The organism is Sinimarinibacterium thermocellulolyticum, assembly GCF_040327995.1.
Classification (GTDB): Bacteria; Pseudomonadota; Gammaproteobacteria; order Nevskiales; family Nevskiaceae; genus Solimonas; species Solimonas thermocellulolyticum.
The window spans coordinates 1-22,375 of the sequence record NZ_JBEPIJ010000012.1; the positions used below are offsets into that span (position 1 = coordinate 1).

The window sequence follows — 22,375 nt, forward strand, 5'->3', positions numbered from 1 at the left end:
CTCGAGCTGACGGTTGTACGCCTCCAGACCCTCGATCTCCCGCAATACCGTCCGGTATTCCTCCGCCAGGCCCCGCCGCTCCTCCCCCAGATCGTCCACGCGCCGCTGACTCTGCGCCTGCGCAACCCGCCATCGATCAGCAGCCTCCACGACCTCCGGCACGGTGGCGGCCAGCACAGGCCCCGTCACCAGGCAGAGCGCCAACGGCGCACTGGACAGCACAATCGCGCTCGTGAGCGAGCGCGCCCGTCGGCCTTTCATCGAGTGACTCTCCTCCGCCCGATTGGGCGCATGATCTTGTTGCCGCCTGCGCGTCTTCGGCGCTCGAAGACGCGGTTACAGTGAACACTGTGCCGGACAAGGCGCGGCGACCCCCGCGCCATTTAACGCTCAGCCCGCCCGAGTAGACAAGCGGTACGGCGATTGATCGAACGAGACCCCCCATGCACATGATGCGCGCCATCGAGATCACACAGCCTGGGCCGGCCGATGTCCTCGCGGTCTGCACACGCCCACAGCCGCAGCCACGCCCCGGCGAGGTCCTGATTCGCGTCGCTGCGGCGGGCGTCAATCGTCCGGACGTGCTGCAGCGGCTCGGCCTGTACCGAGCGCCCGCCGAGGCCTCCGACCTGCCGGGACTGGAAGTCGCCGGCACCATCGTCGCCGGCGACGCGCAGGCCGGCGGGTTCTCCATCGGGGATCGCGTGTGCGCGCTCACCGCTGGCGGCGGCTACGCCGAGTATGTCTGTGCGCCCGCGACGCACTGCCTGCCGGTGCCGCAGAACTGGAGCGACGTCCAAGCGGCTTCGCTGCCTGAGGCCTGCTTCACCGTCTGGAGCAATGTATTCGAGCGTGGCCGCTTGCGCCCGGGTGAAACCTTGCTGGTACAGGGCGGCAGCAGCGGCATCGGCGTCACCGCGATCCAGATCGCGCGCGCACTCGGCCGTCGCGTGTTCGCCACCGCCGGCAGCGACGAGAAGTGCCGTGCCTGCGAGCAGCTCGGCGCCGAGCGCGCGATCAACTATCGCACCGCCGACTTCGCGGCGGAGGTGCGCAGGCTCACCGGCGGGCGCGGCGTAGACGTGATTCTCGACATGGTCGGCGGCGACTACGTGCCGCGCGAGATCACCTGTCTGGCGGACGACGGCCGGCTGGTGTTCATCGGCCTGCTCGGCGGCGCGCAGGCGCAGGTGCCGCTCGCCCAGCTCCTGCTGCGGCGGCTCACGCTGACCGGCTCGACGCTGCGCCCGCGATCGGTGTCGTACAAAACGGAGTTGGCCCGCGCGCTGCGCCAGCACGTCTGGCCGCTGATCGAGGCCGGCCGCATCCGTCCGGTGATCCACGCCACCTTTGCGCTCGAGCGGGCGGCCGACGCGCACCGACTGATGGAGAGCAGCGCGCACATCGGCAAGATCGTGCTGACCGTATGAGACAGTTGCCGGATAATCCGCGCCAGCCCAATCGCTGGCCGTTGAACCGATGAGCGCCGTCTCCGCATTGATGCACGCGATCCACAATCGCGATCTCGCCGCTGCCAAGGCCGCGCTCGAGCGCGACGCCAGTCAGGCCACCGCAGCATTGCCCGGCGGCCTTTCGCCACTGATGTTCGCGCTCTACAACGGCGCCGCTGACATCGCGGCGCTGCTCAAGCCCTTGCGCGCGCTCGACCTGTTCGAGGCCGCGGCCGCCAACGAGCCACGTCGCGTCGCCGAACTGGTGTCCGCCAATGCGCAGCAACTGGATGCGTACAGCGTAGACGGCTGGACGCCGCTACACCTGGCGAGCTTCATGGGGGCGCGCGACGCTGCGCTGGTTTTGATCGGCCTGGGCGCACCGCTTGATGCGGTATCGCAAAATCCGATGGAGAACACGCCTCTGCATGCCTGCATCGCCGGTGCCGCCGGCGAGAGCTTGGCGCCGCTACTGATCGCGCTCGGCGCCGACGTGCATCACGTGGGCGGCAGCGGCGTCAATGCGCTGCATCTTGCCGCATCACGCGGCTTCGAACCCTTGAGTCGCCTATTGCTCGCGCGCGGGATCGATCGCACGGCACGCACCGAGGACGGCAAGACCGCGGCGGACATCGCGCGCGAGCGCGGTCACCTCGGTGTCGCCGCAATGCTCGAACTCGCCGACTGATTCAGCCGCGCCGGGCGCGGAAGAAGGCGCGCAGCCGCTCGCCGCATTCCGTGCCGAGCACGCCACCCTGCCACCGGACCCGGTGATTGAGCCGCGGGGCGGCGATGACGTCGTAGACCGAATGCACGGCCCCGGCTTTCGGATCGTCCGCCCCATAGACGAGCCGCGCGATCCGGGCATGCACGATCGCGCCGGCACACATCACGCACGGCTCCAGGGTCACGTACAAGGTCGCGCCCGTCAGCCGGTAGTTGCCGACGCGCTCACCCGCGGCGCGCAGCGCGACGATCTCGGCATGGGCGCTCGGATCATGCGTACCGATCGGCCGGTTCCAGCCCTCGCCAAGCACCCGTTCGTCACGCACCAGCACTGCGCCGACCGGTACCTCGCCGGCGGCCTGCGCGCGATGCGCGAGCAACAGCGCATGCCGCATCCAGACCTCGTCGCGGGCGCGCTCGTCGCGCGCGTCCGGCAGGCCGGCTGCCATCGGCATCAGGTGGTGAAGGCCGAGCGCAGCGTCCAAGCCCCGATCAGCACGAAGCCGGCGCCGGCGAGCAGCTTGAGGGAACGCGGACTCACGTGCTGCGCGAGCCAGCCACCCGCGACCACACCGATCGCGGCGGCGAGCACCAGCGCCGACGCCGCGCCGGCGAACACCGTCCACTTCGATGCCGGCTTGTCCGCCGAGAACAGCAAGGTGGCGAGCTGGGTCTTGTCGCCGAGCTCGGCGACGAACACGGTGAAAAAAACGGTGGCAAAGATCTTGGCATCCATGAGGCCCATGCGTCCGTGGCTATTCCCATTCGATCGTGGCCGGCGGCTTGCCGGAGATGTCGTAGACCACGCGCGACACCCCGGGCACCTCGTTGACGATGCGCCGCGAACAGACATCGAGCAGCTCGAAGGGGAGCTGCGCCCACTGTGCAGTCATGAAGTCGACGGTCTGCACCGCGCGTAGCGCGATCACCGGCTCGAAGCGGCGGCCGTCGCCGGTCACGCCGACCGAGCGCACCGGCAGGAACACCGCGAAGGCCTGCGAGGTCCGCTCGTACCAGCCGGCGCGACGCAACTCCTCGATGAAGATGTGATCGGCGAGGCGCAGCGTCTCGGCCGCCTGCGGGCTGACCTCGCCGAGGATGCGCACGCCCAGACCCGGCCCCGGGAACGGGTGACGGTAGACCATCTCGCGCGGCAGGCCGAGCTCGAGGCCGATCTTGCGCACCTCGTCCTTGAACAGCTCGCGTAGCGGCTCGACGAGCTTGAGCTTCATGCGCTCGGGCAGTCCGCCGACGTTGTGATGGCTCTTGATGACCTGCGCCTTCTGGGTCTTGCTGCCGGCGGACTCGATCACGTCGGGGTAGATCGTGCCCTGGGCGAGGAACTCGATACCGTCGAGCTTGGCCGCTTCTTCGTCGAAGACTTCGACGAACAGCCGGCCGATGATCTTGCGCTTGGCTTCGGGATCGGACACGCCCTTGAGCGCATCGAAGAAGCGGGCCTGGGCATCGACGCGGATGACCTTCACGCCCAGGTGCTCGGCGAAGATCTTCATCACCTGGTCGCCTTCGCGATGACGCAGCAGACCGTGATCGACGAATACGCAGATGAGCCGGTCGCCGATCGCCTTGTGCAGCAGCGCGGCGACCACCGAGGAATCGACGCCGCCAGAAAGTCCGAGCAGGACCTTGGCACTGCCGACCCGCTCACGCACCGTCTCGATCGCGTCGCTGATGATGTTGCCCGGCGTCCATGCGCTGCCGCAACCGCAGATCTCGTGCACGAAGCGCGCATAGATGCGCGCGCCCTGCGTCGTGTGCGTGACCTCGGGGTGGAACTGCAAGGCGTAATAGCCGCGCGTTTCGTCGGCCATGCCGGCGATCGGCACGTCCTTGGTCGAGGCGATCGGTTTGAAGCCGGGCGGCAGCGCCGTGACCTGGTCGCCGTGCGACATCCACACGTCGAGCAGCCCATGCCCCTCGTCGTTGACGCGATCCTCGATGTCGCGCAACAGCCGCGAGTGTCCGCGCGCACGCACTTCGGCATAGCCGAACTCCTTGACTGCACCGGGCGCGACCGCACCGCCGAGCTGCACCGCCATGGTCTGCATCCCGTAGCAGATGCCCAGCACCGGCACGCCCAGCGCCCATACCGCTTGCGGCGCACGCGGCGAGCCGGCGTCGAGCACCGAAGCCGGGCCACCGGACAGGATCACGCCCCTGGGCGCGAATGCGCGGATCGCGTCCTCGCCTAGGTCCCATGGGTGCAGCTCGCAGTAGACGCCGAGCTCGCGCACGCGGCGTGCGATCAGCTGCGTGTACTGGCTGCCGAAGTCGAGGATCAGGATCTTGTCGGAGTGGATGTTCAACGGGGTGCTCTCAACGAAAATGCCCCGGCGAACCGGGACATGCGCGGTGGATCACTCCACGCGGTAGTTGGGCGCTTCCTTGGTGATGGTGACATCGTGGACGTGCGATTCCTTGATGCCCGCCGAGGTGATCTTGACGAAGCGGGTCTTGGTGCGCAGCTCCTCGATGGAGCTACAGCCGGTATAGCCCATGCAGGCACGCAGACCGCCGACCATCTGGTGCACGATGGCCGCCATCGGCCCCTTGTAGGGCACGCGGCCCTCGATGCCCTCCGGCACCAGCTTTTCGACCTCCGAGGTCGTGTCCTGGAAGTACCGGTCTTTGGAGCCCTGCGTCATCGCGCCGAGTGAACCCATGCCGCGATAAGACTTGTACGAGCGGCCTTGATACAGCTCCACCTCGCCCGGCGCCTCCTCGGTACCGGCGAGCATCGAGCCCACCATCACCGCATAGGCGCCGGCCGCCAGCGCCTTGGCCAGATCGCCGGAGTAACGCACGCCGCCGTCGGCGATCAGCGGCACGTCCTTGCTCCTGAGCGCTTCGGCCACCTGCATCACCGCGCTGATCTGCGGCACGCCGACACCGGCGACGACGCGCGTCGTACAGATCGAGCCCGGTCCGATACCGACCTTGACCGCATCCGCACCGGCGTCCACCAGGGCCAGCGCCGCATCGCCAGTGGCGATGTTGCCACCGATGACTTGCACGCGATCGCCATAGGTCTTTTTGATGCGGGAGACACGGTCGAGCACGCCCTTGGAATGCCCGTGTGCGGTATCGACGACGATGACGTCGACGCCGGCCTCGACCAGGCGCGCGACGCGCTCGTCGGTGTCGCCACCGGTACCGACCGCGGCGCCGACGCGCAGACGGCCGTGCTCGTCCTTCGAGGCCATCGGGTAATCGGTCGACTTCTGGATGTCCTTGACCGTGATCATGCCGCGCAGCTGGAAGGCGTCGTTGACCACCAGCACTTTCTCGATGCGGTGCTCGTGCAGCTTGGCGATGACTTCCTCTTTGGAGGCGCCTTCCCGCACCGTGACGAGCCGCTCTCTGGGAGTCATCACCTTGGACACCGGCTCGCCGTAGCGCGTCTCGAAGCGCAAGTCGCGGCTGGTGACGATGCCGACGAGATTTCTGCCGTCGACGACCGGCACACCGGAGATGCGGTTGGCACGCGTGAGCTTGAGTACCTCGCCGATGGTCATCGTCGGCGGCACGACGATCGGGTCGGTGATGACGCCGGACTCGTACTTCTTGACCGCGCGCACCTCGGCAGCCTGGCGTTCGACGTCCATGTTCTTGTGGATGATGCCGATGCCGCCTTCCTGCGCCAGCGCGATCGCGAGCCGCGATTCGGTCACGGTGTCCATCGCCGCGGACAGCAGGGGGATGTTGAGCACGATGCGCCGCGTAAGCGGCGTGCGCAGATCGACCTGTCGCGGCAACACCTCCGAGTACGCGGGCAACAGCAGCACGTCGTCGAAAGTGAGTGCTTCGGTCAGGATGCGCATGGCAGGTGCGAGCCTTGGATGAAGCGCGTCATTATAGCCGACGACCGCTCCCGAAGCGGCCAACTGCTAAAGTCATCCACATGAGCGCCGCCTCTCCCACCCGCCCCGCCAGCCGCACCGTTTACGAGGTGGGCGAGCTGATCGACCTCTTGCGCGCGCTGATCGGGGATGCGCTACCGCGCGTCTGGGTCCAGGGCGAGATCTCCAACTTCTCGCGGCCGGCCTCGGGCCACTGGTATTTCACCCTCAAGGATGCGCGCGGGCAGTTGCGCTGCGCGATGTTCCGCAACGCCAATCTCCACGTTCGCCCGCCGCCAAAGGACGGCGACCTGGTGCTCGTGCGCGCGCAGCCGGGCATCTACGTCGCGCGCGGCGAGCTACAACTGGTGTGCGAACACCTGGAGCCGGCCGGCGAAGGCGCGCTGCTGCGCGCCTTCGAGGCATTGAAAAAGCGCCTCGCCGCCGAAGGCCTGTTCGACGAGGCCAACAAGCGGCCGCTGCCACGCCTGCCGCGCGCGATCGGACTGGTCACCTCGGCGACCGGCGCGGCCGTACAGGACGTGCTGAGCACGCTCGCCCGGCGTTATCCGCTGGCGCCGGTCTGGCTATACCCGGTGCCGGTGCAAGGCAGCGAGGCGCCGGCGGCCATCGTGCGCGCGCTCACCGAGCTGCCCGAGCGTGCGCCCATCGACGTGCTGCTGCTGGTGCGCGGCGGCGGCTCGCTCGAAGACCTGTGGGCGTTCAACGACGAAGCCGTCGCCCGCGCGATCCGCGCCTGCGCCGTACCGGTGATCTGCGGCGTCGGCCATGAGGTGGACGTCACCATCGCCGACTTTGCCGCCGACCTGCGCGCACCGACGCCCACGGCCGCGGCCGAACGCGCGGCGCCGGACCTCGGCGACTGGCGCGACGACCTCGACGGCCTACAGCGGCGTGCGCGCCACGCGATCGAACGACATCTGCGCACGGCCGGCGATCGGCTGCGCGGCGTCGATGCGCGCCTGCACGTCCAGCATCCGCAGCGGCGTCTGCACGATGCCGCGCAACGACTCGACGAGCTGGCGCTGCGCCTGGGCCAGGCGTCCGCGGCGCGCATCGGCGATCGTCGAGCGCGTGTCCAGCAACTGCGCACGCGCCTCGCCCTGCATGCGCCAGCGCAGCGCGTACTCCTTCACCAACGCCGGCTCGATGAACTGCGCACACGCCTGACCGGCGCGCAGCAGCGCCTGCACACGCAGCTCGATGCACGCTGGCAGCGCAGCCACGCGCGGCTCGAAGGCCTGGATCCGCGTGCGGTGCTGCGGCGCGGCTATGCGATCGCTCTCGACGCCGAAGGCCGCGCGCTCACCGATGCCGCGCAGACCGCCGCTGGCGCGGCGCTGCGCATCGTCCTGGCGCGCGGCGAGCTCGACACCCGCGTCGAACGCCTGCACGGCGACGACTGACCCGTCTCACGTCTCACGTCTCACGAAAATCATGGCCTGGCTCCAAATTCGCGTCCGCTCGCGGCATCCCGAGTTCGCCGAGGAGGTGCTGCTGGCCCACGGCGCCGGCGCCGTCAGCTTCGTCGATGCCGTCGACGACCCGGTGCTCGAACCGGCGCCCGGCGAAACGCCGCTCTGGGCGAACACGGTCACGCTCGGCCTGTTCGCCGAACATGCCGATCCCGCAGCGATCGGCGCCAGCCTGCGCGAACTGCTGCCGGACGGCGCCGAGATCCTCGTCGATCATGAACTGGTCGAAGATCGCGACTGGGTGCGCGTCTGGCTCAAGGACTGTCCGCCGCTGCGCTTCGGCGAGCGCCTGTGGGTGGTGCCGCAGGAGAAGCTGCACGAGGTCACGCAGGCCGATGCGGTGGTGCTCAAGCTCGATCCGGGCCTAGCCTTCGGTACCGGCACTCACCCGACGACCGCGCTGTGTCTCGAATGGCTGGCTGCGCAAGATCTGCGCGGCAAGACCGTGCTCGACTATGGCTGTGGTTCCGGCGTACTGGCGATCGCCTCGCTCTTGCTCGGCGCACGGCGCGCGATCGGCGTCGACATCGACCCGCAGGCGATCCGGGCCACGCGCGACAACGCCGCCGTCAACGGCGTCGATGCGCGCATCGAGGCCGTGTCGCCGGATGACTTCGCGCCAGCGGCCTGCGACATCGTCGTCGCCAACATCCTCGCCAATCCGCTGGTCGAGCTCGCGCCGCTGCTCGCGCGCTGCACGCGCCATCATGGGCGCATCGCGCTCGCCGGTCTGCTCGACCGCCAGGCCGACGAGGTCCGCGCCGCTTACGCGCCCTGGTTTTGCTTCGACGCCGACGTCTCACGCGAGGGCTGGACGCGCATCACCGGATGTCGCAACGAGGCGCCCCGTCAGTAAGCCATGCTCGACGCGCGCCTTGGCCAGCGTGCGAGGGGCCGGCGCGACGGAGAAGACCGATTCACGCAGCTTCGGCCAACAGCGACGGCGTACCGACCGCGCATTGGCCGCGACGACAATCGACGCTCAGGCATCCGGTGCTTTTTTCGGACCAAGCGCAGGAGTATGATTGCCGACCCTCGACCGGTGCCCCAAAACCGGGCTGACGATCACACGGCGGCGAACGTGTGACGGCACGGAACGTCAGGAAACATGTCCATGGCTCCCTTGCGCTCTTCCGACATCAAACCACTCGGGCATTCGGTACAGGAATCGCTGGACGATTTCTTTCGCACGCTCAACGGCCACGCACCGCGAAATCTCTATGACCTGTTTCTCGATCAGGTCGAGCCGCCGCTGCTGCGTGCGACGCTGCGCTACTGCCACGGCAATCAGTCGCGCGCTGCCGAGATGCTCGGCCTGAACCGCGCGACACTGCGCAAGAAGCTCAAACAGCACAAGATCAGCGCCGACTCGCTCAAGCCGTGAGCACCACGGCGCGCGCGACCGACCTCGATCCGCCGCACCGCAAAACTCCACTGAAATGAAGACGCCCGTCGCCCGCGCCCTGTTGTCCGTCTCCGACAAGACCGGCATCGTCGACTTGGCCCGTGCGCTGACTGCGCGCAATATCGAGCTCTTGTCCACCGGCGGGACCTACAAAATGCTGCGCGCATCCGGCCTCGACGCGATCGAGGTATCGGCGCACACCGGCTTTCCCGAGATCATGGACGGCCGCGTCAAGACCCTGCATCCGAAGATCCACGGTGGCTTGCTCGCGCGCCGTGACGTCGACGCCGCGGTGATGATCGAGCACGGCATCGTCGGTATCGACTTGTTGGTGGTCAACCTGTACCCCTTCGAGGCCACCGTCGCCAAAGCGGATTGCACACGCGCCGAGGCGATCGAGAACATCGACATCGGCGGCCCGGCGATGCTGCGCGCGGCGGCGAAGAACCACGCCTGGGTCACGGTGCTCACCGATCCCGCCGACTACGCCGGCGTGATCGATGAGATCGATCGCGGCGGCGTCGCCCAGGCGACGCGAGAGCGGCTCGCGCTCAAGGCCTTTGCACTGACGTCGCGCTACGACGCCGCCGTCAGCGCCTACCTGTCCAGCCTCGGCGACGACGCTGACCGCACCCGCTTTCCGGGCGTGCTGGGCCTGCAGTTCGAGAAGAAGCAAGACCTGCGTTACGGCGAGAATCCGCATCAGCGGGCGGCGTTCTATATCGAGCGAGGCGCGCAGGCTGGCACCATCGCCGCGGCGCGGCAGTTGCAGGGCAAAGATCTGTCGTACAACAACATCGCCGACGCCGATGCCGCACTCGAATGCGTGCGCAGCTTTGACGAGCCGGCCTGCGTCATCGTCAAGCACGCCAATCCGTGTGGCGTGGCCGTGCGCGCGACGATCGGCGAGGCCTACGAGGACGCCTTTCGTACCGACCCGACCTCGGCCTTCGGCGGCATCATTGCCTTCAACCGGGAGCTCGACGGCGACACCGCGCGGCGCATCATCGAGCGCCAGTTCGTCGAGGTGATCATCGCCCCGGTGATCAGCCCCGCGGCGCGCGAGGCGGCAGCGAGCAAGCAGAACGTGCGCCTGCTCGAATGCGGTGCCTTTGCGGCACCACGCGTCGCGAGCTGGGACTTCAAGCGCGTCGCCGGCGGCCTCTTGGTGCAGGACGTGGATGCCCTGATCACGCGGCGCGCAGACCTCAAGATCGTGAGCAAGCGCGCGCCCAGCGAGGCGGAGATCGACGACCTGCTGTTCGCCTGGCAGGTCGCGCAGTTCGTCAAATCCAACGCCATCGTCTACGCCAAGGACCGCATGACCATCGGCATCGGCGCCGGCCAGATGAGCCGCGTCTATTCGGCGAAGATCGCCGGCATCAAGGCCGCCGACGAGCGACTCGAAGTGCGTGGCTCGGTCATGGCCTCCGATGCGTTCTTCCCGTTTCGCGACGGCATCGACGCCGCCGCCGCCGCCGGCATCACCGCCGTGATCCAGCCGGGCGGCTCGATGCGCGATAAGGAGGTGATCGCCGCCGCCGACGAGGCCGGCATGGCGATGGTGTTCACCGGCGTGCGCCACTTCCGCCACTAAAGCGTCCGCCGTCGTCCGGCTACAGGCCGACGACGGCGATGCGCTCGCACACCGACAGCCGTCGCTCGACGACATCCGCAAGACCGCGTAGCAAGCCGATCACGGCGTCGCTTTGCAGCCGCAACTCGCCGTCGAGCAGGGGCACATGCCCAAGGCCGAGCAGACGCATCGCACGCAGCGCCTGCCCGGCCTCGATCTGCCGCGCGGCCTCGCGCCAGACCAATATGCACTCGGCGCCGTGCTCACGATCCAGGTCGACCGTCGAGTACACATCGACGTAGCCGCAACGACCGCGCAGCGGTCCGTCGATCAGCGCGAAGACATCGGCGCGCACATAGACCGAACCCTCGCACCAATAGCGCTCGGCGAACGGTCCGGTCTGGATCTCGACGTACTCGCCGCCTTCGAGCGCGCTGCGATCCGTGTGCAGGCGAAAGTCGTAGCCGATCATGCGCCGCGCACGATAGCGGTCTGCCGCCTCCTGCGCCAGCGCAAAGCCGGGCGCATCGTCATAACGCTTCGTTCTGAGGTTATGGCAGCAATCGTCTGGGGCGCTCGTTCGCGTGCTGCTACGCTGCGCGCCCCTATCCCGAACCCGCCGCATGTACCGATACGACCGATACGACCAGGAGCTCGTCGACCAGCGCGTCGCCCAGTTCCGTGACCAGACGCAGCGCTTTCTCGCCGGCGAGATCCCGGAGGATGAGTTCCGCGCGCTGCGCCTGCGCAACGGTCTGTACATCCAGCGCTTTGCGCCGATGTTGCGCGTCTCGATTCCCTATGGCTTGCTGTCGGCGCGCCAGGTGCGCATGCTCGCGCACATCGCGCGCACCTACGACAAGGGCTACGGGCACTTCACCACGCGCCAGAACATCCAGTTCAACTGGCCCAGGCTCGAACAGGTGCCGGACATCCTCGCCGATCTCGCCAGCGTCGAGATGCACGCGATCCAGACCTCCGGCAACTGCATCCGTAACATCACCACCGATCATCTCGCCGGCGTCGCCAGGGACGAACTGGTCGACCCGCGCCCCTACTGCGAGATCACGCGACAGTGGGCGACCTTCCATCCCGAGTTCAACTGGCTGCCGCGCAAGTTCAAGATCGCGTTCTCGTCGTCGACCACGGACCGCGCCGCGACCCAGGTGCACGACATCGGCGTGCACATCGTACGCAATGCAGCGGGCGAACTCGGCTACAGCATCTACGTCGGCGGCGGTCTCGGCCGCATGCCGATGATCGGCCAGAAGATCCGCGAGTTCCTGCCCCAAGCCGAGCTACTCTCGTACCTCGAAGCGATCCTGCGCGTGTACAACCGCCTCGGCCGGCGCGACAACATCCACCGCGCGCGCATCAAGGTGCTGGTCAAGGAACTGACGCCCGCGAAGTTCGCGCAGCTCGTCGAAGCCGAATGGGCGCAGATCGACCGGGCCGCGTTGCGGCTCACCGACGAGGACATCGCGCGCATGCGCGCCCATTTCACCGAGCACCCTTACGAGGCCAATGCAGCCGCCGACGCCGGTTTCGACAAGGCCGTCGCCAACGACAGCGCCTTCGCCTCGTTCGTGAAGCGCAACGTGCGCGACCACCGTGTGCCGGGCTACAAGATCGTGTTCGTCTCGCTCAAGGCGCCGGGCGTGGCGCCGGGCGACATCACGGCGGCACAGCTGGACCTGATCGGCGATCTGGCCGAGCGCTACAGCTTCGGCGAGGTGCGTGCGACGCACGACCAGAACCTGGTACTCGCCGATGTGCGCCAGCAGGACGTCCATGCAGTATGGGAAGCGCTACGCGGCGCCGGTCTGGCGACGCCGAACATCGGCCTTTTGACCGACATGATCTGCTGCCCCGGGCTGGACTTCTGCTCGCTGGCGAACGCCGGCTCGATCGGTGTCGCCGCCGAGATCAACGACCGTTTCGACTCGCTCGATCACCTGTACGACATCGGCGAGATCAAGCTGAAGATGTCCGGCTGCATGAACGGCTGTGGCCATCACACCGTCGGCCACATCGGCATCCTCGGCGTCGACAAGAAGGGCGAGGAGTGGTACCAGGTCACGCTCGGCGGCAGCGCCGAGAACGACGCCAGCCTCGGCGAGCGTACCGGCCCCTCGTTCGGCCGCGACGAGATCGCCGATGCGGTGCAGACCATCATCGAGGTGTATCTCGAACAGCGCCGCGACGAGGAAGAAACCTTTTTGCAGTGCTACCGCCGCGTCGGCATGGCGCCGTTCAAAGCGAGGCTGTATGCCGCGGAGCAAACGGCATGACGACACATTCGCTCGAACCGAATCCAAACGGCCGACCGGCCGGCGCCGAGGCGGCGATCGCCAAAGACGGCGCCCAGACTCTGATCCGCAACGGCCGTGTCGAAACCGATGACAGTGTGATGCTCGGCGACGACGAGGCCCTGCCCGCCAGCGGCCGCGCCATCGTCAGCCTCGCGCGCTGGCAGGCCGAGCGCGACACGCTGGCCGCCGCCGCGCCCAAGGTCGGCGTGCTGTTGCCCAACACTGCCGATCTCGCCGAAGTCTGGCCGTCGATCGCCGACCGCGATCTGCTATGCCTGAGCTTTCCCGCCTTCGGCGATGGCCGCGCCTACAGCCAGGCGCGCTCGCTGCGCGAGCGCTACGGCTATGCCGGCGAGCTTCGCGCCACCGGTGCGGCCGTCGTGGTCGACCAGGCGGCGGAGCTGCTGCGCTGCGGCTTCGATGCCTTTGCGCTGCGCGCCGACCAGAACGCGGAGCGCTTCATCGAGCGCCTGCACACCACCAAGACGCGCCACTGGTACCAACTGCCGGCCATTGCGAACCCGGTGTTCGCGCTGCGCCGACGCGGCTGAGCGGCTGCAGCGGCCGGCACCGCGAACGGGCCGTCGAGCGGCGCCGGCGTCCTCACGCTCAAGGCAGGTCGTCCACCTCGGTCTCGGCCGGCGGCAGCAGATCCTCGCGGGTGACGCCCAGCCACAGCACCATGGCGCTGCCGACGAAGATCGAGGAGTAGGTCCCCACCAGCACGCCAACGATTAGCGCGATGGCAAAGTTGTGGACGGCGCTGCCCGCCAGGAAGAACAGCGCGATCAGCACGAACAGCGTCGTGCCGCCGGTGACGATGGTGCGCGCCAGCGTCTGGTTGACGGAGACGTTGATCACCTCGACCGGGCTGGCCTTGCGCAGATCAAGGAAGTTCTCGCGGATACGGTCGTAGATCACGATCGTGTCGTTGAGCGAATAGCCGATCACCGCCAGCACCGCGGCCAGCGTCGGTAGATCGAACTCGATGCCGAACAGCGCAAACCAGCCGAGCACGAACAATGCATCGTGCACCGTGGCGACGATCGCCCCCACCGCGAACTTCCATTCGAAGCGCAGCGCCACGTAGATCAGGATCAGGATGATCGCGAAGATCGCGGCCAGACCCCCGTCCACGGCCAGCTCCTCGCCGACCGCGGAGCCGACGAACTCGACACGTCGCAGCTCCGGCGCCGGCTCCATGGTGCCGAGTGCGTCGAGCACCGCGGTACTGATCGCAGCGGAGTCGTTCTCCTGCGTCGGCGGCAGGCGGATCAGCACATCCCGGGACGTGCCGAAGTACTGCACCGACGCGCCCGTAAAGTCGGCGCGCGCCAGGGCCGCGCGCACCTCGTCGAGCGGCGCCGACTCGGGGTAGCTGACCTCGACCAAGACGCCGCCGGTGAAGTCAATGCCCATGTTCAGACCGCGCAAGGCGATCAGCAATATGGCGAGCACGCTGAGCAGCGCCGACAGGCCGACTGCCGGCGCGCGCATGCGCATGAAATCGATGTTCGGGACCTTCGACAAAACCCGCATGGCTTGCCTCTTCAGACCGGCAGATCGCGCAGGCGCGTCTTGCCGCGGTAGATCAGATGGATGATCGCGCGTGTGCCAATGATCGCGGTGAACATCGACGTGGCGATGCCGAGGGTCAGGGTGACGGCGAAACCCTTGACCGGCCCCGAGCCGATGGCGAACAACACCACGGCAGCGATCAGCGTCGTGATCTGCGAATCGGCGATGGTCAGGAACGCGCGGTCATAACCGGCGTCGATGGCCGCGAGTGGCGCGCTGCCGCGCGCAAGCTCCTCGCGGATGCGCTCGTAGATCAGCACGTTGGCGTCCACCGCCATGCCCAGCGTGAGCACGATGCCGGCGATGCCCGGCATGGTCAGCGTGGCCTGGATCAGCGACATCGCGGCGACCAGCAGCACCAGATTCAGAAACAGCGCAAGGTCGGCGATCAGGCCGAACAGGCGGTAGTAGACCGCCATGAACACGACCACCGCGAGAAAGCCGATCAGCGCGGCGAGCTGGCCGCGCTCGATGTTGTCGGCACCCATGCTCGGGCCGATGGTACGCTCCTCGACGATGACCACGGGCGCGGCAAGCGCGCCGGCCTTGAGCAGCAGCGCGAGATCGTGCGCCTCCTTGCTGCTGAGCCCGGTGGTCTGGAAGCGCTTGCCGAAAACGCCACGGATCGAGGCGATCGAGATCACTTCCTTGATCTCGCGTTGCTCGCGTATCGGCTCGCCCTTGGCGTTGTAGTTGGTGACGACCTCGCGCTCTTTGTACAGCACCGCCATGGGCTTGCCGACGTTCTTCTCGGTGAACGCGAACATGCGCTTGGCCCCGGGCCCGTCCAGCGTCACGCTGACCGCCGGGCCGCCGTTCTCGTCGACGGTGGCCGCCGCATCGACGAGGTTGTCACCGCCGGCGATGACCTCGCGCTTGAGCAGCACCGGCCGTTTACCGTCACGGGTGTAGAACAGCTCGGTTCCGACCGGCACGATGCCGGTGCTCGCCGCGGTGTACGGGTCTTCCTCGGCGACCGCGCGATATTCCAGCGTCGCCGTCGCACCGAGCAGCTCCTTGACCCGCGTCGTGTCCTGCACGCCCGGCAGCTGGACGACGATACGGTCGGCCCCTTGGCGCTGCACCAGCGGCTCGGCGACGCCGAGCTGGTTCACGCGGTTGCGCAGCGTCGTCAGGTTCTGCTGCACGGCGAAGTCGACGATGCGCTTGGTTTCCGCCTCCGACAGCCTCACCTGCAGCGACAGCGGCGCATCGGGCGGTACGCTCAGATCGTATTCCGGGAAGTCTTTGGCGATCGCGCGCCGCGCCGCTTCGAGCCGCTCGGCGTTGGCGAACTCGAGCACGCCGGCGTCACCGACCTGTCGGCGCGCGCTGTAGCGGATGTTCTGCTTGCGCAGCAGCGCCGGTACGTCTTCGACGATGCGCTCGACCGCGCGCTTGCGCACGTCCTCGACGTCGACCTCGAGCAGGAAGTGCACGCCGCCGCGCAGATCCAGGCCGAGGTTCATCGGCTTGGCGCCGAGGTCGCGCAGCCACTGCGGCGTCTTGGGCAACAGGTTCAACGCGACCACGAAGCCGCGACCGAGCTCCCGGCGCAGCGCGTCTGCCGCGGCGAGCTGTACCGACTCGTCTTCGAGTCGCACGATCCAGCGCCCTTCCTCGGCACCGTTGCTGAGCGCGCGGATTCCAGCCTCGCCGAGGACGCGCTCGATCTGCTCGCCCAGCGTCGGCGGTGGCACGTCGCCGTTGGCCATCGAGATCTGCACCGCCGGATCGTCACCGTACAGATTGGGCGCGGCGAACAGTACGCCGAAGATCGCCGAGGCGATCAGGACCAGATATTTCCAGAGCGGGAACGGTTTCATAGTCGGCATCGCGGTCCGCGGCGGACCAGGCCTGCGTGGCAGTGGGTCCACCCGGGGCGGACCTCTGCGGGAAATGCGTCAAAGCGTCTTGAGCGTGCCCTTGGGCAGGACCGTCGCCACCGAAGCTTTCTGGATCTTGATGTGGACGTTGTCGGCGACCTCGACCGACAGATATGCCTCGCCGATGTCGACGATCTTGCCGGCGATGCCGCCGCTGGTGACGACTTCGTCACCCTTGACCAGCTTGCTCAGCATGTCGCGATGCTCGCGGTTACGCTTCATCTGCGGGCGGATCAGCATGAAATAGAACAGCACCACCAGCAGGATCAGTGGCAGGAACTGCATCAGGACACTGGGCTGCTGCTGTGCCGCCGCCTGCGCATGGGCGGGGCTGATAAACAAATCCAGCACGGGAAAGGCTCCGGAAACGGGCTTGGGTGGAACGAGGGGGCGGATTATGCCACGGGGCGCAGTCGCCCCCGGCCTACGCCGGCCGGCGCCCGCTCGCCCGACCGATGCCCTGGTAGTCGAAGCCGAGTTCGGCCAGTGCCGCCGGATCGTACAGATTGCGCCCGTCGAAGATCGCCGGCCGCCGCATCCGCGCCTTGATCAGCGCGAAGTCCGGACTGCGGAACTGGCGCCATTCGGTGACCAAGGCCAGGGCGTCGGCCCCCTCGCAAGCGGCCTCGGCGCTGTCCGCCAGCACCAGATCGGCGCGCTCGCCGTAGATGCGGCGGGTGGCATCCATCGCGACCGGATCGTACGCGCGCACCACGCCACCGGCGGCCCAGATCGACTCCATCAGCACCCGGCTCGGCGCCGCGCGCATGTCGTCGGTATTCGGCTTGAACGCCAGCCCCCAGAGCGCGATGGTCTTGCCGGCAACACCGCCCAGATAGGCGTCGATGCGCTCGAACAGCAGGTGCTTCTGGCGTTCGTTGGCGGCCTCGACCGCCGCCAGCACGCCAAGGTGCTGGCCGACCTCCTCGCCGCTGCGCTGCAGCGCCCGAACGTCCTTGGGAAAGCACGACCCGCCATAGCCGCAGCCGGCGTACAGGAAGTGAAAGCCGATACGCGGGTCCGAGCCGATGCCGCGGCGCACCGACTCGATGTCGGCGCCGACCTTCTCGGCGAGCAGCGCCAGCTCGTTCATGAAGCTGATGCGCGTCGCCAGCATCGCGTTGGCGGCGTACTTGGTCAGCTCGGCTGACTCGATGTCCATCGCCATCAGCCGGTCGTGATTGCGATTGAACGGCGCGTACAGCGTGCGCATCAGATCCAGCGCGCGCGCGCTGTCGGTGCCGACGATGATGCGGTCGGGCCGCGTGAAGTCCTCGACCGCAGCGCCTTCTTTGAGGAACTCCGGATTGGCGACGACGTCGAACTCGATCGTCGCGCCGCGCGCCTGCAGCGCCCGTGCCACCGCTGCGCGCACCTTGCGCGCGGTGCCGACCGGTACCGTCGATTTGGTGCAGATCGCGCGATAGCCGTTCATGTGCTCACCGATGGTGCGCGCGACCTCAAGCACGTGCTGCAGGTCGGCCGAGCCATCTTCCTGCGGCGGCGTGCCGACCGCGATGAAGATCAGCTCGCCGTGCGCGACGCCGTCGGCGGCATCGGTGGTAAAGCGCAGACGACCGGCGCGCGCGTTTCGCGTCAGCAGCGCATCGACGCCCGGCTCGTAGAACGGGCAATGGCCGGACTGCAGCATCGCCACCCGCTCGGGGTCGACATCGATGCAGACCACGCGGTTGCCCGCATCCGCCAGACAGGCGGCGGTGACCAGACCCACATAGCCCGACCCGAAAACCGTCACATTCATGTGTTGATGACCTCGATGCTGTGCAGGACAGTCATGCCCCGCGGTGATGTACCCCGGTCAAGAGCGGTGATAGCCGCGATACTAGTCGACGAAGCGCGCCAGGCCGGTCTCGATCGGCGTCGACGGTGCGAAGCCGGTATCGCGCATCAGCGCGTCGACATCGGCGTAGGTGCGATGCACGGCGCCCGGCAACATTGGGCGCAGGACCTCGCGCGCCGTGCGGCCGGTGAGCCGATCCAGAATCGCGATGAAGTCGAGCAGCTCAACTGGCTGATGGTTGCCGATGTTGTACAGCCGGTGCGGCGCGCGGCTGCGTCCGAGCACTGGCGGATCGCCGGTCCACAACGGATCGCGCGCCGGTGGACGGTCGAGCGTGCGCAACACGCCGTCGATGATGTCCTCGACATCGGTGAAGTCTCGCGCCATCTCGCCGTTGTTGAAGACCTCGATCTTCCGGTCCTCGGACAAGGTCATGGTTAAGCTGCAGTAGGTCATGTCCTGCCGCCCCCAGGGGCCGTATACGCTGAAGAAGCGGCCCGGTCGCCGCGATCGCACAAAGGTCCGCGTCGGCATGCGCCATCGCCTCGTTGGCCCTCTTGGTCGGGCGTACAGGCTCACCGGATGGTCGGCCGGATCGGTCACCCAGAGGTGCACGCGGGTGTTGGCGCCATACACCGAACTCGACGAGGCGCAGACCAGGTGCTGCGGCGGCTGCTGGCGGCAGCCTTCGAGCAGATTGGTAAAGCCGAGCAATTTGCGGTCGATGCAGGCTCGCGGATGGGTCAGCGAATCGCGCACGCGGCCTGCGCCGCCAGATGCACCACGGCGTCGGGCCGGCTCCGTACGAATAGCGCGAGCAGCGCGTGCGCATCGGCCATATCGAGCTGCTCGAAGGCGCAGCGCTCGGGCGGTGTGGAGCCCCACGAATCCGGCGACGACAGTCAGCACAATGTTCATGGCGGGCGATTGTACGAAGCATCGGCTGTCATTGGCCTGTCACGCGCCGTCGTTACCCTTCACGGCCCTCGAAAGCCGCTCATGCATCCGGTTGAGGGCCGCGGGCGGTCTCGGTGCGATCGTAGCGGCCTGCATCCGCCAGCCAACCGCACCGCCATGTCGCCCATCCAGCACACCCTGCCCCTGTCCGCCGCGCTGCTGCTCGCCGCCTGCAGCGACAGCGCGCCGCTCAACGTCGACGCCGGCCCGGCGCCGGCGCCTTCGAGCGCCAAGGTCCGCTTCATCGCGATCGGCGACCCAGGCACTGGCAGCGCCAACCAGTTTGCCGTCGGGGCGGCGATGGCGCAGGTCTGCGAGACCCGCGGTTGCGACTTCGTCGTTGAGCTCGGCGACAACATCTATGTCTCGGGTGTCAGCGGCATCTACGACGAGCAGTTCGAGACCAAGTTCGAGCAGCCGTACGCCGCGCTCGACGTGCCGTTCTTCCTGGTACTCGGCAATCACGACAACAGCCGCGGCCCCGGCGAGGGCTCGGACAATCGTCGCGGCGACTTCCAGGTCGACTACCACTACCGCAGCGACCGCACGTCGGATAAGTGGAACATGCCGGCGCGTTACTACACCTTCACCGCGCCACTGGGCAGCGAAGCGCCGCTGGTCGAGTTCTGGGGCCTGGACTCTAATCCGCTCGCAGCGATCGTCCCCGACCCCGACCCGGCCTGGTTCTGGCCGACCTACGGCGCGGCGCAACTGCAGTGGCTGCAGGAGACCTCGCGGGCCAGCCGCGCGCGCTGGAAGATCGCGATGAGCCACCACCCGTATCTGTCGAACGGCCTACACGGCAACGCCGGCAGCGCCGACGGCACCAATCCGCTGGTCCCGGGGACGATCAGCGCACAGCCGTGGAAGGAGTTCGTCGAGGCCGGCATCTGCGCCGAAGGCTTCGACCTGCACCTGCAGGGTCACGACCACGACCTGGAATGGATCAAGCCGCAGCCGCAGTGCGGCGACACGCATTTCATCGTGTCCGGTGCCGCCGACTCGCCGCGCGGATTCGGTGACGCCGAGCGCAACGAGGTCTTCTACCAGCAGGACCAGGTGCTCGGCTTCTTCTGGTTCGAGATCGGCCACGATGCGCTGCTCGGCGCGGTCTACCAGCTCGACGATAACGGACAGCCACAGGTCGCCTTCGAGAAGACGCTGGTCAAGTGAGAGCCGCGGCTCTGACGCTGGCGCTGCTGCTCGTCGCCTGCGGCGGTGAGCGCGTCAGCGACCCGCAGACCGGCATCTCGCTGCGCGTGCCGGACGGCTGGCAGGTGCAGACCGGCATTCTCGGCATGGCGCTGTGGGCGCGTCCGCGCTTGGGTTCGTGCCCCGGCACCCAAGTCAGCGTCACGCGCCTGCCGCCGGCGCCGGCCGCGATCGACGACGCCGCGCTGCTCGATGACCGCATCCGCCGCTTCGGCTACAACAGCCACGGATTCGAACTGATCGAACGCGATGGCTTGCGCGCCGAGCTGCGCCACCGCCAGGGCAGCGTCGCGCAACAGGTGCTGCTGCAGGTGCACCGGCACGACGACGCGCTGGATCTGGTCGTCGCCGCCGCCGACCCGGGCTGCTTCGAGACAATGCGCCACAGCCTTCGGCGCATCGCCGACTCGTACCGCGCCTCGTCGTGACCCCGGCTACAGCGGCGCCAGCCATGGCGAGCCGTCATCGTAGACGCGGTTTTGCGCGGCGAGGCCGGTGTCCACATCTTCGATGCGCTTGAGCACGCGCCGCGGCGGTGCGATCGGCGCTTCGCGGCCGCGGGCGAAATCCTGGGCCAGAACCTTGACGCGATAGGCGCGATTGAGCGCGTCGGCGCGCTCGGCGCTGGGTAGCAACAGCCAAGCCAGATCGCGATCGCCACCGATCGCGGCGCGGCGCACTTCGGCCTCGTCGAGCGTACCGTCGGCGTGCCAGAAGCGGCGCAGCAGCTCGTCGTTGGCCAGGAACTCGTCGCCGCCGCGTGCGCGCCGGAAGTAGGTCAGTACCTCCGGATCGGCATGGCCGAGCTGCGCAGTGTCGAGCTGTCCGCGCAGATCCTGCGGCGCCCAGCCGGCGCTACCGGGCAGTTTGCGCGCGAAGCTGAAGCTACCATCGACGGTCACGCCAAGGTTACTGTGGCAGCCCATGCAGAACTGCTGCTCGGCGTGGGTCTGCACGCGCAGGCGCCCGTCGGCGTCCTCGATGAAACCCTGATAGCGCCAGCCGAAGTCGTTGGTCAGCCCCGCTAGCGGCGTACCGGCGAAGCGCGGCAGCAGGCCGGCGGCCTTCTCGCGCGCCTCCTCGGCGTAGGCGGCGGCGACTTCCTCGTCGGTCAGCATCCGCCACTTGCGCGCGTAGCGCAGCTCGCGCACGCGTCGGCTGCGCGCACCGGGCTGGTCGAGGTCCAGATAGCGCAGGCTGTGCAGGAACTCCGTGCCCTGCGGATATAGACCCACGACCAGCGCGATGTCGGAAGCGGCACCGGCGTAGCGCGCGGGCAGGCGGACGATGCGCCGGGCGATACCGAGTTCGCCGTCGGCGTCGAGATCGACGCCGATCAGGCGCTCGTCCACCGCCTCGACTTCGCGCTCGACGCCTTGCGGCGAGGCGATCGCGGCTTCGAGCAAGGCCAGGTTGAGCCGGTACACGGCGCGGCTATCGCGCCCTTCGCGGTCGCGCCGGAACGCCGGAGGCAGCCGTATCCAGACATCGTTGGCCGTGCCATTGGTCGGCCAGAACGTGCCCGGGGAGGGCTTGAAGCGCAGCGCGCGCCAGCCGCTGCCATCAAGAGCGAAGCCCTGATCGTCGACGCCGCGGTGCAGATCGAGGTCGGGCACAAAGCCGGGATACTCCAATCTTGCCGCCAGCGCTGTGCGCAGGGGCGTGTAGTTGTCGGCCGCGATCCACGCATCCATGTCTTCGGTTGAGAATGCCGCGGCCTGCTCGCGCCGGTCGATGAACAGTGCGGTCCAGCCGTTGTCCATCGCCGCATCGCTGAAGGCGTATTCGCGCTGCAGGTCGACGGTGTCGGCGCGATTGCGACCCTGTCCGGCGGTGTGGCAGGTCCAGCACGGATTGGCGCCGTCGGCGGTGTCGGTGTAGCAGGCGGCCGGAATCACCGCTTCGAGATTGTCGATGCGCCCGGTGCTGACCCAGGCCGCGGCCAGCGGATCGTATTCGGGCATCGGCGCCGACGCGCGCTCGCAGGCGCCAAGGGCTAGCGGCAGAAGCAGCAGAATCGTCGGCGGATGGCGCATGAGCTACGCATTGTAGGCCGGATCGGCTGGGCGGTTTCGCGCGCAAACCGTGTGCTAGCCTTACGCCCCCGTTTTCGTC

General features: G+C 68.0%; 21 protein-coding genes and 1 pseudogene. 10 read left to right on the forward strand and 12 right to left on the reverse strand.

All coding sequences use genetic code 11. From position 1 onward, the window contains the following. The coding region (locus tag ABSH63_RS10965; protein ID WP_352889756.1) for a DUF3450 family protein at window positions 1–261 on the reverse strand (261 nt) is incomplete at its 3' end. A gap of 191 nt (window positions 262–452) precedes the next feature. On the opposite strand from ABSH63_RS10965, the gene ABSH63_RS10970 reads away from it, so the two are divergent. Together ABSH63_RS10970 and ABSH63_RS10975 are read left to right on the forward strand one after the other, a co-directional pair. Then, window positions 453–1,430: an NAD(P)H-quinone oxidoreductase gene (locus ABSH63_RS10970; protein WP_352889880.1), complete on the forward strand. Its 978-nt coding sequence runs from the start codon at window positions 453–455 to the stop codon at window positions 1,428–1,430. Between the two features lie 49 nt (window positions 1,431–1,479). Next, complete coding sequence (locus ABSH63_RS10975) at window positions 1,480–2,139, forward strand: ankyrin repeat domain-containing protein (RefSeq protein WP_352889757.1); 660 nt, start codon at window positions 1,480–1,482, stop codon at window positions 2,137–2,139. Window position 2,140: 1 nt separating this feature from the next. On the opposite strand, the gene tadA is transcribed toward ABSH63_RS10975, so the two are convergent. Genes tadA through guaB form a run of 4 tightly spaced genes read right to left on the reverse strand, consistent with a single transcriptional unit; the run spans window position 2,141 to window position 6,019 of the window. Continuing rightward, the gene (gene tadA, locus ABSH63_RS10980; RefSeq protein ID WP_352889882.1) at window positions 2,141–2,632 is read right to left on the reverse strand and encodes a tRNA adenosine(34) deaminase TadA; all 492 of its coding nucleotides are present in this window, start codon (window positions 2,630–2,632) and stop codon (window positions 2,141–2,143) included. Then, the gene (locus ABSH63_RS10985; protein WP_352889759.1) at window positions 2,632–2,913 is read right to left on the reverse strand and encodes a TMEM165/GDT1 family protein; all 282 of its coding nucleotides are present in this window, start codon (window positions 2,911–2,913) and stop codon (window positions 2,632–2,634) included. Before ABSH63_RS10985 ends, tadA begins: the two co-directional genes overlap by 1 nt. Window positions 2,914–2,932: 19 nt before the next feature. Further along, window positions 2,933–4,504: a glutamine-hydrolyzing GMP synthase gene (guaA, locus tag ABSH63_RS10990; RefSeq protein ID WP_352889760.1), complete on the reverse strand. Its 1,572-nt coding sequence runs from the start codon at window positions 4,502–4,504 to the stop codon at window positions 2,933–2,935. 51 nt (window positions 4,505–4,555) lie between these two features. Next, window positions 4,556–6,019: an IMP dehydrogenase gene (gene guaB / locus ABSH63_RS10995; RefSeq protein WP_352889761.1), complete on the reverse strand. Its 1,464-nt coding sequence runs from the start codon at window positions 6,017–6,019 to the stop codon at window positions 4,556–4,558. A gap of 80 nt (window positions 6,020–6,099) precedes the next feature. Between guaB and xseA the strand changes: the two genes are divergently transcribed. The 4 genes from xseA to purH all read left to right on the forward strand — a co-directional run bounded on the left by xseA (window position 6,100) and on the right by purH (window position 10,535). Further along, window positions 6,100–7,464 (forward strand): exodeoxyribonuclease VII large subunit, encoded by a 1,365-nt coding sequence (gene xseA, locus ABSH63_RS11000; protein ID WP_352889762.1) that lies wholly within the window; start codon window positions 6,100–6,102, stop codon window positions 7,462–7,464. A gap of 31 nt (window positions 7,465–7,495) precedes the next feature. Further along, window positions 7,496–8,389: a 50S ribosomal protein L11 methyltransferase gene (gene prmA / locus ABSH63_RS11005; RefSeq protein ID WP_352889763.1), complete on the forward strand. Its 894-nt coding sequence runs from the start codon at window positions 7,496–7,498 to the stop codon at window positions 8,387–8,389. A gap of 258 nt (window positions 8,390–8,647) precedes the next feature. Beyond that, entirely contained in the window at window positions 8,648–8,917 is a 270-nt protein-coding gene (locus ABSH63_RS11010) for a helix-turn-helix domain-containing protein (RefSeq protein WP_352889764.1), read from the forward strand. Window positions 8,918–8,972: 55 nt separating this feature from the next. Beyond that, entirely contained in the window at window positions 8,973–10,535 is a 1,563-nt protein-coding gene (gene purH / locus ABSH63_RS11015; RefSeq protein ID WP_352889765.1) for a bifunctional phosphoribosylaminoimidazolecarboxamide formyltransferase/IMP cyclohydrolase, read from the forward strand. 19 nt (window positions 10,536–10,554) lie between these two features. On the opposite strand, the gene ABSH63_RS11020 is transcribed toward purH, so the two are convergent. Then, window positions 10,555–10,986 carry a hypothetical protein gene (locus ABSH63_RS11020; RefSeq protein WP_352889766.1) on the reverse strand — a complete coding sequence of 144 codons (432 nt, stop codon included), beginning with the start codon at window positions 10,984–10,986 and terminating at the stop codon, window positions 10,555–10,557. A gap of 151 nt (window positions 10,987–11,137) precedes the next feature. Here ABSH63_RS11020 and ABSH63_RS11025 point away from each other — a divergent pair, with 151 nt between their 5' ends. Together ABSH63_RS11025 and ABSH63_RS11030 are read left to right on the forward strand one after the other, a co-directional pair. Then, complete coding sequence (locus tag ABSH63_RS11025) at window positions 11,138–12,805, forward strand: nitrite/sulfite reductase (RefSeq protein WP_352889768.1); 1,668 nt, start codon at window positions 11,138–11,140, stop codon at window positions 12,803–12,805. Further along, window positions 12,802–13,377, forward strand: a complete 576-nt coding sequence (locus tag ABSH63_RS11030; protein ID WP_352889770.1) for a DUF934 domain-containing protein — start codon at window positions 12,802–12,804, stop codon at window positions 13,375–13,377. Before ABSH63_RS11025 ends, ABSH63_RS11030 begins: the two co-directional genes overlap by 4 nt. A gap of 58 nt (window positions 13,378–13,435) precedes the next feature. On the opposite strand, the gene secF is transcribed toward ABSH63_RS11030, so the two are convergent. From secF to ABSH63_RS11055, 5 genes and pseudogenes are all read right to left on the reverse strand, one after another. Further along, a complete protein-coding gene (gene secF / locus ABSH63_RS11035) occupies window positions 13,436–14,365 on the reverse strand; it encodes a protein translocase subunit SecF (RefSeq protein ID WP_352889771.1) in 930 nt (309 codons plus the stop codon). 11 nt (window positions 14,366–14,376) lie between these two features. After that, a complete protein-coding gene (gene secD, locus ABSH63_RS11040) occupies window positions 14,377–16,230 on the reverse strand; it encodes a protein translocase subunit SecD (RefSeq protein ID WP_352889773.1) in 1,854 nt (617 codons plus the stop codon). Window positions 16,231–16,308: 78 nt separating this feature from the next. Beyond that, window positions 16,309–16,575 (reverse strand): preprotein translocase subunit YajC, encoded by a 267-nt coding sequence (yajC, locus tag ABSH63_RS11045; protein WP_352889884.1) that lies wholly within the window; start codon window positions 16,573–16,575, stop codon window positions 16,309–16,311. Window positions 16,576–16,714: 139 nt separating this feature from the next. Next, a complete protein-coding gene (locus ABSH63_RS11050; protein ID WP_352889774.1) occupies window positions 16,715–18,052 on the reverse strand; it encodes a UDP-glucose dehydrogenase family protein in 1,338 nt (445 codons plus the stop codon). Between the two features lie 81 nt (window positions 18,053–18,133). Continuing rightward, window positions 18,134–18,930, reverse strand: a pseudogene (locus ABSH63_RS11055) (NAD-dependent epimerase/dehydratase family protein). Between the two features lie 235 nt (window positions 18,931–19,165). On the opposite strand from ABSH63_RS11055, the gene ABSH63_RS11060 reads away from it, so the two are divergent. Beyond that, complete coding sequence (locus ABSH63_RS11060) at window positions 19,166–20,221, forward strand: metallophosphoesterase (RefSeq protein WP_352889776.1); 1,056 nt, start codon at window positions 19,166–19,168, stop codon at window positions 20,219–20,221. Beyond that, entirely contained in the window at window positions 20,218–20,688 is a 471-nt protein-coding gene (locus ABSH63_RS11065) for a hypothetical protein (protein WP_352889777.1), read from the forward strand. Before ABSH63_RS11060 ends, ABSH63_RS11065 begins: the two co-directional genes overlap by 4 nt. Window positions 20,689–20,694: 6 nt before the next feature. Here the strand turns inward: ABSH63_RS11065 and ABSH63_RS11070 are convergent, their stop codons facing one another. Then, window positions 20,695–22,296: an Aq_1262 family (lipo)protein gene (locus tag ABSH63_RS11070; RefSeq protein WP_352889779.1), complete on the reverse strand. Its 1,602-nt coding sequence runs from the start codon at window positions 22,294–22,296 to the stop codon at window positions 20,695–20,697. Between the last annotated feature and the right edge of the window lie 79 nt (window positions 22,297–22,375).

Excerpts from the sequence above, each read along its gene's own strand:
- ABSH63_RS10970 (WP_352889880.1), top strand. The coding sequence starts at position 453 with ATGCGCGCCATCGAGATCACACAGCCTGGGCCGGCCGATGTCCTCGCG.
- ABSH63_RS10975 (WP_352889757.1), top strand. The coding sequence starts at position 1,480 with ATGAGCGCCGTCTCCGCATTGATGCACGCGATCCACAATCGCGATCTC.
- tadA (WP_352889882.1), bottom strand. The coding sequence starts at position 2,632 with ATGCCGATGGCAGCCGGCCTGCCGGACGCGCGCGACGAGCGCGCCCGC.
- ABSH63_RS10985 (WP_352889759.1), bottom strand. The coding sequence starts at position 2,913 with ATGGATGCCAAGATCTTTGCCACCGTTTTTTTCACCGTGTTCGTCGCC.
- guaB (WP_352889761.1), bottom strand. The coding sequence starts at position 6,019 with ATGCGCATCCTGACCGAAGCACTCACTTTCGACGACGTGCTGCTGTTG.
- xseA (WP_352889762.1), top strand. The coding sequence starts at position 6,100 with ATGAGCGCCGCCTCTCCCACCCGCCCCGCCAGCCGCACCGTTTACGAG.
- prmA (WP_352889763.1), top strand. The coding sequence starts at position 7,496 with ATGGCCTGGCTCCAAATTCGCGTCCGCTCGCGGCATCCCGAGTTCGCC.
- ABSH63_RS11010 (WP_352889764.1), top strand. The coding sequence starts at position 8,648 with ATGGCTCCCTTGCGCTCTTCCGACATCAAACCACTCGGGCATTCGGTA.
- purH (WP_352889765.1), top strand. The coding sequence starts at position 8,973 with ATGAAGACGCCCGTCGCCCGCGCCCTGTTGTCCGTCTCCGACAAGACC.
- ABSH63_RS11020 (WP_352889766.1), bottom strand. The coding sequence starts at position 10,986 with ATGATCGGCTACGACTTTCGCCTGCACACGGATCGCAGCGCGCTCGAA.
- ABSH63_RS11025 (WP_352889768.1), top strand. The coding sequence starts at position 11,138 with ATGTACCGATACGACCGATACGACCAGGAGCTCGTCGACCAGCGCGTC.
- ABSH63_RS11030 (WP_352889770.1), top strand. The coding sequence starts at position 12,802 with ATGACGACACATTCGCTCGAACCGAATCCAAACGGCCGACCGGCCGGC.
- secF (WP_352889771.1), bottom strand. The coding sequence starts at position 14,365 with ATGCGGGTTTTGTCGAAGGTCCCGAACATCGATTTCATGCGCATGCGC.
- secD (WP_352889773.1), bottom strand. The coding sequence starts at position 16,230 with ATGAAACCGTTCCCGCTCTGGAAATATCTGGTCCTGATCGCCTCGGCG.
- yajC (WP_352889884.1), bottom strand. The coding sequence starts at position 16,575 with ATGCAGTTCCTGCCACTGATCCTGCTGGTGGTGCTGTTCTATTTCATG.
- ABSH63_RS11050 (WP_352889774.1), bottom strand. The coding sequence starts at position 18,052 with ATGAATGTGACGGTTTTCGGGTCGGGCTATGTGGGTCTGGTCACCGCC.
- ABSH63_RS11060 (WP_352889776.1), top strand. The coding sequence starts at position 19,166 with ATGTCGCCCATCCAGCACACCCTGCCCCTGTCCGCCGCGCTGCTGCTC.
- ABSH63_RS11070 (WP_352889779.1), bottom strand. The coding sequence starts at position 22,296 with ATGCGCCATCCGCCGACGATTCTGCTGCTTCTGCCGCTAGCCCTTGGC.